Raw genomic sequence first — 12,606 nt, 5'->3', positions numbered from 1 at the left:
AATCTGCAAACCGTACATGGGCAGATAAGCAAACAAGGCAAGGAACACTAGTGTCGGTAAAAGAAATAAATAAAGCTCGTAGTTATTTGCGATTTTCTTAAGTGTCCTGCCGTTCAAAGTTTAACACCTCCCTTCCCACGGAGATCCGTATCAAGCGCTTCAAAGCGAACATGCATCGCAATTAAAGCGCTTTCAACGGGGCTGTTTGTTCCCATTATGAAGGTGGAAGGCACTCCCGTAAATCGGCCAATCCGATTTGCGGATATGCGGATTGCGGATAGGGCTGCAATCCGCTTGAATAGGCACTCGCCGGTGCGTTTTCATTGAATTTTGCCGCTGTTATTGTGAGACAGCTTTGCGTTCCACGTTATTTTTTCTGAAGTCAGTCGGCGTCATTTTGGTGAGCTGCTTGAATTTACGGATAAAGCTGGAAACATCGCTATAACCAATTTGATTGACAACTTCCTGCAGCTGATAATCGGTCGTGAGCAACAGCTGCTTGGCCCGTTCAATGCGCAAATGATTGACGTATTCCAATACAGTTTGCCCTGTCTGTTCTTTAAAGGTGCGGCTGAAATAGGAAATAGACACCTCAAAATGACCGGCGGCCTGCTGCAGCGAAAAATGGTAGTCGTTATAGTGGGCGTGAAGATATTCGAAAACCGATTGCAAGAACGGATTGTCCTGTCTGTCGTTGTGTTTGCCGATGCGGCTGCACACTTCCGTACATACCCCGGTTACAATATCCGCAAGCTCCTCGATCGTGTGAAACTCCGTTAATGATAGCACGTCGGGGTATATAATCTCTGACTTGGACTCGTCAAGCTGCATGTCATACATTGTTTTCATGATCGTATTGATCATATCGAAGCATATACACCTGGCAACAAACAACGTTGCGCTTTGCTGCTTGATCGTGTCTACGATCCGATGTACGGTTTCCGTCAGCCGTTGCACATTTCCGAAGCGGATGTGCGCTTCCAATTCCGCCAATTCCAGCTTCGGGAACCAAAAATGCTGAATATTCTCGGGAGCGACCTCGTCAAAAAAAAGGATTTTGTTTTTTCCTTTTATCAATCGATAAAGCATGGCGGTTGACGCTTCTATATATGATTTGCCGATTTCGCTTATTTCGCGGTAACCGTTTCCGACTCCAACGGTTACGGGTACATCCCATTTTTGGCTGAAGCTTATCTGATGTGCGATCAACAGCTCCTTCCAAGCTGCCATATCTAATGCCAATGCCATAATAAAAACGAGCTTCTCTCCATCAAAAACATCAACATGATAACCTTCCATTACTTGCGGCAAGCACTGCAGCCATTCTTCGGCATATTTGTTTACCTCTATTTGTTCGGTTTGATCGGACCGCTCGATAGTCACGACAAAATAGACCGGGTTCGTAAAGGAGATGCCGACATCTTTGCCCCTTTCGTTGAACTGATCAATGTTGGGGATTCGGCCCTTCAGCAATTGACTTAACAAGTATTGTTTCAATGCAGGTTTGCTGTTTGTCAATTGGTCGCTTAGTTTATCCGTGAAATGGATCAACTTTCGGATTGGGTTATAATTGATTTGCATGGCATAATAAATGACGATACCGCTAAGCGCTAATATAAGCAGCAAACTGAGCAGGACCTTATGTTCAATGTCCTTGACCGGTTTCATCAAATTCATTTCCGGCAGCAGCGTCACGTACGTCCAGCCGCTTTTGGCCGAACGGACATATGATGCGATATAATTCGTTTGCGCCAGTCTGATCACCTGTGTCTGATCGTGGTTGACGTCTTGGATCATTTCGCGAAATGCTGTGGAATGAAGGTAACTATCGTCGATTAGCGAAGTTACGATTCTCCCTTGCTCATCCAATATGACAGCATTTCCGACGCGATCCTTCAGAATGGCCTTCAGCATCGTATGGAACGATTTCTCTTTCATCAGAAAAAGAACCGTGCCGTATGGATTGGAACTGTTGAGCGGAATTGGCATCATATAGGTAACAATACGATCTTCTCCCGATGGCATCATACTAATATCTTCCGCCGACCGGAGAACGGGAATCGAAATGCTGTTGATTTCTTGCTCAAATTGCGGCTCCGGCCAGTAGCGATAGTGATATACATCATTAATAAAATTCGACAAGCGATAAGTCGTTTCCGCAGAATACAAATACTCGCCGCCGCGGATATATAGCAGCACATCGTGCAGGAACTCGTTGGCTGAAGTAAAATTAAGCTGACTTTTGGCCTGGATTGCGTTAAAGAAGCTTGCTGTCAACAGGTCTGGTTTCAACTCTTGCTTCATCGTAATCTGGCCGGAAATTTTACTGAATTCGCTCCATCTGCCATCGACAAAGTCGCGCATCTGGACCAGCATATTTTCGTTGCTCGTCGTCACTTCATCTTTCACGATTTGCACAAAATAGAAATATACGAAATACCCCATGATCAATAATGGGATTAATAACACGGCAATATAAGTGAGAAAATACTGAAAAAATAGAGGGAACCTTCGATTTTTCGTATGCAAATCTACCATCCTCCTCATTACTGTCGGCACTTGCAGGTAGCGAAACCTAGGTATCACAAAAAGCCTCTTTCCTGCTGTCGTTTGCACAATTGACAAAACGACGCAAAAAGAGGCTGAAAACGATCATCAGCTTGGATCGGCGGAATGAGTTATCCACTGCTGGATGTCGCCGAATATCCGACCATATTGAGTACAATCTGGTTGCAAACGCTGTTGTCGAATTTCAGTGCGGGGCTTCGCTACACCGCAATCCCTTGCGTGAATGTGCCCGGTAACATCCTGCATTCCCATCCCTGAACACCCTCTTATTGTAATGGCATGACCCTGTACCTTGTCAAGTTGGTTTTTATTTCTGCTCTTCTACATCAATATGTTCCAAGTCACAGGGTTCACCCAATAATCGAATTTAATGATCAACCACTCGCTTCCCGCTTCTTCGACCCGAAAAAAGTGCGAATGCTGTAAGTTGAGTCCTCCTTCCTCCATTTCACTATATCCCTGTAATAATTTGATCTTCTGCTTCAAATTAACGCACGGGAATCCCTTGAATTGGAATGCCTAGCTGCAGCTCCACGAAGTCCCGGCATATTTGCAAGCTGTTATTAGGCGTGCTTGTCGATTTATCGATTTCAACAGTCAACCATCCGTTGTAGTCGATTTCATTCAACGCTTCGATGATAGGGGGGAAATCGATCGAACCAAGACCGAGCTCGCAAAACACTGGCAGTGCTTCATTCCCCAGCAGCATCGGGAAGTCTTCTTTGCGCGCATCCTCCGGGGTCAAATCTTTCAAATGCACGTAGGCGACGCGCTCCTTGTAGCGCTTGATTATGGCTGGGACATCCATCCCCGCACCGGTCAAGTGCGCCGTATCCGGAGCGAAATACACTTCCGGCACGGAAAGTTCCATCAGCGCATCCAGTTCGTTCTCATCCTGCAATTCCGTCCACAGATGCGGATGCACGCACGATTTCACACCGTATTCCAGCGTACATTTCGCCGCTTCGTTAATCGTCAATGCTGCCTGCTTCGTCTCCTCCAGTGAAGTCGGACTGTTCCGCGGTCCTCCTGGACCGAACACGATATGCGAAGCTCCGCATTTTGCCGCAATTTGCGCCAGTTTGACGTTGTATTCGGCGATGTCCCGGCGTTTTGCCGGGTCGGCGAAGCGTCGCCCCGATTCGCCGGACGCACCACCGTAAACCCCCGTCATAGTAAGGCCGTAACGATCCAGCGCTTCAATCAACTCGCTCTCTCTGTGCTCAAACTGCATCACGAATGTCGGCCACGGTTCAATCGCCCGGTATCCGAGCGCCGCCGCTTCTTCGAACCCCCGCAAATAATCATGTCCCCATGTGATTGCATGGACGGCCACTTTCCCCTTAAATATCGTCAACTTCCGTCACCTCCCATCAAATGATCGAGTACGTGTTCGTCCAGTCCCTCGTAATCGCGCGCCGCGATGAACTGTCGTTCTTTTTCCTTGTCATACGTATGAACCTTCTCAACCAAGCGCAAGAACATCTTCTTGCTGTTCGCCAGATGCTTGAACGAAAGTTCGCGTGGCTGGGTCCGCATCGCCTTCACATCAAGGCCGATAAACTCCCCGTTATTTCCGTATCCGTTCTCCACAAGCACGCGCACCTGATTGAAAGCCCGGCGCAAATTGTCTGATGCGAACGATTTATCCTGATCGTATTTGAGTCCGTTCTGATCGTTTAAGTGTACACTCCACAGCTTGCCTAGCGCCAAAGCGTAGCCCATTTCGTCCGATGGATCGAGTCCGGCCAATACGCAATGCGCCGATTCGATCAAACCGCCGACCCGGTCCGGCGCGATAGTCCGATATGCCAGCGATAAAGCATGACCAATCGTCGGAATATACGTGTGATCCATCGGTTCATTCGGCTTCGGCTCGATCAGGATGCGCATGGTCGCATCGTATTCCAACAGTTGGTTGATCGCATCGACAATGTAATGAACGGCATTAACCGGATTTTTCGCCTCGCGGATGTACGTTCCTTCCCTGGCGAACCAGAGCACGAGGTTGTTGGTTCCCATCTCTCTGGCGATATCAATCGTCTGCTTCGACCGCTCGATCGCAAGCAGGCGTTCGCGCCGGTCGTTGGAAGTAAAAGCACCGTCAATCGTATTGGGACTGTCCCATAGGCGGGGCGCGAGTATTTCCGTCACAAGTCCATGATTATCCATCATGCGGCGCACTTCACCTGCCCGCTTCAACACTTCTGCATGCGATATGGCTTCTATTCCAGGCACCACATCATCGTCGTGAAATTGCACGCCCTCGAAACCAAGCTCACGATACGCCGACAGCTTCTCCTGAAATGCGTAAGATTTCCTTACCGGAGCTCCGAACGGGTCGGATCCTTCATGAATGTTCCACGGTCCAAACGAAAATCGATAGGTCATTCCGATAACACCCTCTCATTAATTTGTATACATAATAACAAGATCGTTACGATGGAATCGTCATCCATTGCTTGCTCAGCGAAGATTGTTCTATAGCTTCCAACACGAGCTGATTGCGAAAGCCGTCGACAAAATTCGGCGTGGGGCTTTTATTTTCCGCAATGCCGCGCATCAGTTCGTTCATAATGTTGATGAAAGTATGCTCATACCCGATAATATGGCCTGCCGGCCAATAGGCGCCCGCGTACGGATGAACCTCCTCCGTGCAATTGATGGAACGGAACCCCTGCATGCCCCGCTCATCGTCTTCCAGGTACACATGAAGATTGTTCATGTTCTCCATATCCCAGCGCACAGAACCTCGCGAGCCGTTGATCTCGAACCGATTGCCGTTACGGTTACCTCGGGCAAAGCGGGATGCTTCGAATACGCCAAGAGCCCCGTTGGTGAAGCGCCCCATAAACGCAACGGCGTCGTCTACATCGACCTCTCCGGTCCGATCCCCGTCCGCTTCCGCGTTAAGTCCCCCCGTCATCTCGCCAAGCGGACGGCGTTTAATGAACGTATTCATCATGCCGGTCACTTCGCTCAATTCACCAACCAAATATCGGGCAAGATCAATTGAATGCGCCATCAGATCACCGTGCGTTCCCGAACCGCACACCTCTTTGCGCAGCCTCCAGACGAGGGGAAACTGCGGGTCCATAATCCAGTCCTGCAAATACGTCGCACGCATGTGATAGATCGTGCCAAGACGTCCCGATTCGATCAAGTTCTTCGCATATCGAATCGCCGGCACGAAGCGATAGTTGTGGCAGATCATATGGACGACACCCGCCCGGCGCACCGCCTGCAGCATGCGGCCGGCCTCTTCCACATTCATCGCGAGCGGCTTCTCGCAAATGATGTGCTTGCCCGCTTCGGCGGCGGCAATCGCAATTTCGACATGAGCATTGTTCGGCGCGCCGATGTCGATCAGATCGATATCGGCTCGTTCGATCAATCGGCGCCAGTCCGTTTCATAGGAGTTCCAACCGAACTTTCCAGCGGCTTGCCGGACGCCTTCCGGGTCCCGGCCGGCAATAGCCTGCATGACCGGTTCCACGTCGAGATCAAAATAAAACGGAAGGTCGCGATAGGCATGGCTATGCGCCTTGCCCATGAAACGGTAGCCGATCATGCCGATGCGTACTTGTCGTTTGGCCATTTGCGTATATTCCTCCTGCCCATATGTTGTGATCGAAGCTCGTGCTACATCGAAGCGGCCGTTTTACGAATCGCTTGTATCACGTCAGCGCAATCCTCTTCCGTCATGTTCTGATGAAGTCCAATGGCAATCGCCCGGTTCAGCCAGTCGAGCGTTCGCGGACACATATCCGCCGAATACTGTACGTTTCCTTTGTAGCTCTGACAGTTCCATGGCGTATCCTGTACGGAAGCGCCTCGTTTCTCCATCACATAGGTCCAGTTCTTGTAAATATGGCGATCGGCAAAGCCGTTATTGTTGATCGTGCCATTCGGAATACCTTCGCTTATCAGCTTGCGCGAGAATTGCTGCGATTGTTCGACCGTCGGCAAGTAAAACACAAGACTATAAGAAACGTCGCCTTGCGGATCAGGGATTGTCTGCAATTGTATTTGCTTGAGATCACCGATTGCAGCCACGATGTCCGATTTGATCCGCCGCAGTTTGGACACGACGGAGTCAATCCGCTGCGATTGGGCTAGGGCAACCGCGGCATTAATTTCGCTGAGGCGATAATTTTCCCCAGGAAACGGCTCCTGATGATTCTCCACATTCATGTCCCAATATACGAAGGCGGAATCGTGATAAATGTTGGCGCGCGCATAAAGCGTTTGATCGTTAGTGACGAGCATCCCGCCTTCTCCCGCCGTAATCAGCTTGTATTGCTGGAAACTGAAGCAGCCGGCGATGCCGAAAGAACCGAGGGGTTTTCCTTTGTACGTTCCCCCGTTCGCTTGCGCCACGTCTTCGATGACTATAATATTGCGCCGTTGCGCGACCGCCATAATTTCGTCCATCCGGCATGGCACGCCGCGCATATGGACGGGAATAACTGCTTTCGTATACGGGGTAATCGCCGCTTCGAACGCTTGCGGGTCCATGGTCAGCGAATCATCTACCTCCACGATGACAGGCACGGCACGTGCGATCAACACGGCGGCCGCCGTGGCGATATAAGTATAGGCGGGTACGATGACCTCATCACCGGGCCCAACTCCCGCTCCGATGAGCGCAGTGACAAGCGCAGAAGTGCCGGCATTAAGCGCAAGCGCATGTTTCGTGCCTGTGCGTTCGGAGTAAAGCTGCTCCAGCCTGTATGCCTCGGATTGTTCCTTGTCTTTGCCGGTAAAACGAAACACTCTTTTTTTGTCCAACACCCCAAGAACCATATCCCTTTCCTCCTTCCCGAACTCCTCGGTGCTAAGCAGGCCGAAGTTCCAGGGTTTGGTCCGAACTGGTGTATGCTGATTGCCGTTATGCATGGTCACACTTCCCTTCCTATTAACCAGAATTTATACATGATTTTTGCCAAGATGATGAGCAAGTCGTCACGCCACCAGCCTCTTGGTCAGACTCCGTTCAAGCTTGCTAACAGTTGCTTCATCGCTTGAACGAATCGTTCGGTTGCCTCAAGCGTATAGGGTGTCGTGTTCATCTCGTATCCGCCGAGCCCATCGGCAAACGCTTGCGCCGTAGGAAGATAACCGTTATACCCATTGGACACACCGGCACATAAAGTATAGGCGGTCGGGGAATGTTGGCGCACGATGCCCGTATATCCGTTGAATACTTCGCACGATACGGAAATGAGCAGAAGCTGGCCGATCCGGATGCCTTGAAGCGTTACATCGATCGAAGGCTTAAAGTACCCCTTGCGAGTCGGCAAGTCGACTCTCTTCTCTGCGCTGACAAGAGGCAGCGCAGCAATTGGCTCCAACTGTCCGGCGATGGCAGCGATCTCTGCATATAATTCGTGTCCAAGCCGCTTAACCCAAGGGTACGTATCGTCGGTTTCATTCCGGTGATGGCCGAATGGCCCGACATCTCCCGAGAAGCCTTGAATGAATAGCGTGACGAATCCGTCACCCGCTTCCGCTTCCCATTCCTTGGCAGCAAGCCCGACGAATTCAGCGGAAACCCGGTTAACCGGGTTTCCGAGCAGGGTGGGGTGAACCGCACAGTTTACGATTGCCCCTGCCGGCGTACCGTCTTCGCTTTCAAATACGATCACGTTCAGCGTCTTATCGATCGGCAGCGCTTCGTTGGGTTGTAAGAAAGGACGACGATTTACAGAAACAGCGGTTTCTCCTTTGCCCGCTTTCAGGCGAAGCGGCTGCAGGCTGTTTGACGCTTCCTTGATCGCCTGCTCAATCCTCGCCGTATATTTGGACGAGAAATGTTCCGGAGCGCTGTGCGTATGCGTGGCATGAACGGATACCGCAGCTTCGTCCGTATTCGCCGCTCTCCCCCACATGTTCCTTGTCCCTTCCGGGAACGTCTGCAGCAGGTGGCGATAGATGAGCGGCTTGCCGCCTGGATCGGCGGCCTGGAACGTCGTTTCATTGGTCAGCGCGCAATCGATGCTGACGATAACTTTGCGCTGCTTCCCGTCGTCCAATACAAGAACGCGCGCATATAGATCGTCCATAATGTCCATCTCCGGGTTCGCGATGTATTGGCTCGGATTGTAGCCTTGCAAAGGAGTGGCCTCCTCCGGTGTAATGTTGACTTTACGGAAAGCGCCTTTAATCGTTTGCACTTGCATTGCTCCCTTCTGTCTCGAATGTCGCCACGTAAACCGCTCAACTACGATTACGGAAACGCGAATAAAATAATAAATGAATTAAATAGCGTAAATACTTTTATTTAATTCAATAGATAAAATATATACCAGAATCGGTTGCTTGTAAACCCTTACCTTTATCATTTTTTTGGGGGAGTGTAGGCGTATAACAATCAAACCTGCTACTACCATTAATGCCCCCAGAATGCCTTTCCTGTCACCGAACGAGCTCATCTCCAGCTTCAAGCTAACGGTCACAAAGCGGTTTGCCCGCAACTCGTGAAGTAGGCAACCGTTGGTATAAAGTGAGGATACTTAAGGTTCGCAAACGCTTGCCGTAAATAAATTATTTCATGAAATAAAAATATTAAGTTTTCATTTTACGCGGCAAAATCACCAATCACCTTTATTGATCTCCTTGAGATAAAAAGGTTTACGGACGGTTTTTATTTTGATATAATTTACAAACGAATTTAATTAAATAAACAACGTTACGACGAAGGAGGATCAATTATCATGGAGACGAATGAACTAAATCTGTAACAATCCCATTTTTTCGTGTGGAGGAAGAAAGCGATTGGCTTATTTTTTATGTAGATTGTGGTTCGACTTGAAAGCTCCAGGATCCGGTGGATGGTAGAAAGAAAGGCAACAAGGCGTCGTAACTATTTGGACAATTCATTTTTTTGAAACGAAAACAGTGCGAGGTGGCATAGCGGGTGAACAATGATCAATCACAGTTGGCGAATAAGGAATCATGTACGATTAACATGGCAAACTCACACATTTTTCAAGTGAATGAAGCATGTGAATGGCTCGTCTTAAATGTGGATTGCCGCACTGCACGCTTCAGGTGGGTCATGTACACAGTGCGTGATCCTTTGGGCAGGGTGCGATACCAGCATCTGGACATGTATAGCCCACGGACAATCACCATTCACCAGGACCCGCTGAAGACTAGCATGAGCGGTGTGGCAGGAGAAATTCCAATTGGCGAATGGCGTATCGATTTCATGCAAAAGAAGAAACCGGAGTTCGACTTGCACATCCAAACCGGAACCGGCCGACTCCCCGTCGGCGCCAATATTCCCGATCCTTATCGCGATGTGTGGACGGATGTTTCCGCTGGTCACGCCCAGCCATTCACCCTTCACCGTTACGATTGGGATGAAGTTCGGGCAGAAGGCAGCAGATGGTATAAAGGTGACTGTCATCTGCACACAACGATGTCGGACGGATGCCTGACACCGGATCAATTGAATCGGCAAGCACAGCAGAATGGGCTCGATTTTATTGTTGCATCCGATCATTATATCCTCCCTACATCTTGGCCGAAGACCGACTTGCTCGTTATTCCGGGAACTGAGGTTACAGCCAAAGCTGGTCATTGGAATGCTATTGGAGCGCGATCCTGGCTGGAATGGAATCCGAATTGTGCCGACGGAGGGCTCGACAGTGAATTGGGCATGAATCGCATTATCCGTGAAGCTGCGGATGACGGTGCAATCTGTTCGATCAATCATCCGGCACTCGCTGGGTATGAATGGACCTTTCATGATACGGATTTAAGTCTGATTGACACACTTGAGATCATTAACGCGCCAGAGCATCAGGACAGTCCTGTCGCCACTGAACAAGCACTTGCCATCTGGAATACATTATGGAACGAAGGGTACCGAATTCCGGGAATCGGCGGTTCGGATTTCCACCGCAATGAGATCTATTACAACGGGAGCGAGCAAGCCAGAGTCGGAAGTCCGACTACGTGCGTGTTCGCCCAGCAATTGTCGGCAAACGCGATTATGGAGAACATCCGCTTAGGCCGTGTTTATGTCACCTGTGGACCTGCTCTTGAGGTAATCATTCTTGTCGACGGAAAAGCGTATTATCCAGGAAGCGATCTGACGAAAGTTGTCGACTCCGCGGGCAACCCCACCATCAGGTATCAAATGAAGGTGAGCGGATTGGATACAGGACACATATGCTGGATTGAGAATGGTGTGCAGGTGCTCAGCACGGCGAATAACGCCGAGGACTCATCATTCGAAATGGCATTCAACTGGAAAGGTACGAAATACGCTTGGGCAAGAGCGGAACTCCGCTCCGCTGACGGACAATTAATCGCCTTCACGAACCCGGTTTCCTACGGGTTTCGGGTTCCGGAAATAGCAACTTGGGAACAGGCGATGGCCAAATCCGGCTTAACCCTGCTCGACCTCAAACCTGGTATTTAAAGTATGAAAAACCGCTAGAGAAGATCACTCTAGCGGTCCTTGGCGACCCGAGTTCAGTTGTGCGCGCGGGAGGGCAGGAAGGTGGGCTACGATTGCTGTTGTGCTAGGGTTCCCTTGATTATGATGTTTAGAGGTAGGAACCCCACCACAAAGGCCACCACTTCGTTTCTCCGCTCCACCTCCCTGCCCTTCTATTCGACTTTGGATTGTGTATAAATCATCCACATCTACTTTAGTCCGCTAAAGAAATTCTAATATTTATTAGCCCCTATCACTATTAAAAAAAGGGCAACCCCCTCGAATTATATAATTTCTGGCATAGTTAAAAAAGAAGGGGAAAACTCCCCTTCTTTTTTGTGCACCAAACAGGTTGCTGTTGCCTGTTGCTTATTTTCATACTTTCGATCGAACCGGTATCCCCTTAATCGGAGTGCCCAATGTTTGTTCGACATAATTGGGAATTTCTTAGGGGTCGAGTTCGTTAGATGTATCTCATGTTTCACATGCAACTTCCTCAAGAAGCGCCGCCTCCAGCCGTTTTCGGATATCATCCGGCAAACCCAGGCCATGACACAAATAATAATCCAATGATCCGTACACCGCTTCAATCTCCCCGAACGCCGCTTCCAAATGTTCGGGATGAGCTTCCATTGCGCTAAGGATACCTACTGTACGCACCTCAGTTCCAATGCCATCGGACTGATTGTCTTCCGCATCGCCGGACTCAAATGGAACCTTGCTCAGATACCGATTCGTCAGCATGTAGTCGGAGATCACCGCCGCCATGGGCACGCCCAACGCCAGCAAGATCAGAGCAATGCCGAAGCCCGTCCGGTCCTTGCCTGCGGCGCAGTGAATCAGTGTCGGCACTCCTTCTTCCTTAATCAAGGTTCGGAACATGCGCCCATACGCTTCCGTCTCACCCACGAGCAGTCGGTTCATCTCGATGATCTCCCGTGAACCTGGTATTATCGGACAATGGATCGTCTCAACACCTACGAGTACGCGGTCGGGCTGACGCTTCGCCTCCTGTTCGCCCCGGAGGTCAACGATTCGACGGATGCCAAGTGCTTGAAGCAGTTCAGCATCCTCCACGGTTAGATTCGCAAGCTGTCCAGACCGATACAGCACACCCGAACGGATCTCTCTGCCCGAAACAGTCCGAATACCGCCAAGATCCCTGCAGTTGCTTGCTCCCTTTAATTCTATTGCTTTTACCTTTAACGATTCAGTTACTATTTGTCCTTCAACTTTCCCCATGTCGCTACCTCCATCTGTTTGCTTCCATTGATAGCGATGATTATTCCTTCAATGAACCCATCATCGCGCCTTTGGTGAAGTACTTATGGATAAATGGGTACACCACCGCCAGTCGTTTACCATTCGGTGGACCGGAACAATCGCCCGCCACATGCTCTCCCAAGCACGCCTCTTGGACATGAACCGGCAGACCTCCCCACCCCTCCGATTTATGTCCAACTATCGCGAACCGTTCGTCTACTTCGTGTTGATATATCTGTCGTACGTTTTTTGATAAATTTTGACCATTTCCTCCAGACCCATTTTTTTCAGTTGGTTCAAATAATCGTCCCATTCTTTCTCGA

9 protein-coding genes are annotated in these 12,606 nt (G+C 49.7%); 2 read left to right on the top strand and 7 right to left on the bottom strand.

Translation table 11 applies throughout. The features are described 5' to 3' along the window. Positions 1–339: 339 nt before the first annotated feature. Positions 340–2,529 (bottom strand): helix-turn-helix domain-containing protein, encoded by a 2,190-nt coding sequence (locus AC58QD_RS32300; RefSeq protein ID WP_497339168.1) that lies wholly within the window; start codon positions 2,527–2,529, stop codon positions 340–342. Between the two features lie 144 nt (positions 2,530–2,673). Between AC58QD_RS32300 and AC58QD_RS32295 the strand changes: the two genes are divergently transcribed. Further along, the gene (locus tag AC58QD_RS32295) at positions 2,674–2,826 is read left to right on the top strand and encodes a hypothetical protein (RefSeq protein WP_497339167.1); all 153 of its coding nucleotides are present in this window, start codon (positions 2,674–2,676) and stop codon (positions 2,824–2,826) included. Between the two features lie 229 nt (positions 2,827–3,055). Here AC58QD_RS32295 and AC58QD_RS32290 read toward each other — a convergent pair whose 3' ends face one another. From AC58QD_RS32290 to AC58QD_RS32270, 5 genes are all read right to left on the bottom strand, one after another. Then, entirely contained in the window at positions 3,056–3,925 is an 870-nt protein-coding gene (locus tag AC58QD_RS32290) for a sugar phosphate isomerase/epimerase family protein (protein WP_497339166.1), read from the bottom strand. Then, positions 3,922–4,959 carry a TIM barrel protein gene (locus AC58QD_RS32285; RefSeq protein WP_497339165.1) on the bottom strand — a complete coding sequence of 346 codons (1,038 nt, stop codon included), beginning with the start codon at positions 4,957–4,959 and terminating at the stop codon, positions 3,922–3,924. The genes AC58QD_RS32290 and AC58QD_RS32285 overlap by 4 nt, the downstream gene beginning before the upstream one ends. 46 nt (positions 4,960–5,005) lie before the next feature. Beyond that, entirely contained in the window at positions 5,006–6,166 is a 1,161-nt protein-coding gene (locus AC58QD_RS32280) for a Gfo/Idh/MocA family protein (protein WP_497339164.1), read from the bottom strand. Between the two features lie 44 nt (positions 6,167–6,210). Then, a complete protein-coding gene (locus AC58QD_RS32275; protein ID WP_497339169.1) occupies positions 6,211–7,467 on the bottom strand; it encodes a DegT/DnrJ/EryC1/StrS family aminotransferase in 1,257 nt (418 codons plus the stop codon). Between the two features lie 86 nt (positions 7,468–7,553). After that, positions 7,554–8,744, bottom strand: a complete 1,191-nt coding sequence (locus AC58QD_RS32270; RefSeq protein ID WP_497339163.1) for a neutral/alkaline non-lysosomal ceramidase N-terminal domain-containing protein — start codon at positions 8,742–8,744, stop codon at positions 7,554–7,556. Positions 8,745–9,487: 743 nt separating this feature from the next. Between AC58QD_RS32270 and AC58QD_RS32265 the strand changes: the two genes are divergently transcribed. Continuing rightward, the gene (locus tag AC58QD_RS32265; RefSeq protein WP_497339162.1) at positions 9,488–11,002 is read left to right on the top strand and encodes a CehA/McbA family metallohydrolase; all 1,515 of its coding nucleotides are present in this window, start codon (positions 9,488–9,490) and stop codon (positions 11,000–11,002) included. A gap of 492 nt (positions 11,003–11,494) precedes the next feature. Here AC58QD_RS32265 and AC58QD_RS32260 read toward each other — a convergent pair whose 3' ends face one another. Further along, the gene (locus tag AC58QD_RS32260; RefSeq protein WP_497339161.1) at positions 11,495–12,262 is read right to left on the bottom strand and encodes a tyrosine-protein phosphatase; all 768 of its coding nucleotides are present in this window, start codon (positions 12,260–12,262) and stop codon (positions 11,495–11,497) included. Positions 12,263–12,606 lie beyond the last annotated feature (344 nt).

The organism is Paenibacillus sp. J2R1T-4 (assembly GCF_059692235.1).
The sequence above is the reverse complement of the archived record's forward strand: the minus strand, read 5'-3'. Positions and strand labels throughout refer to the sequence as shown.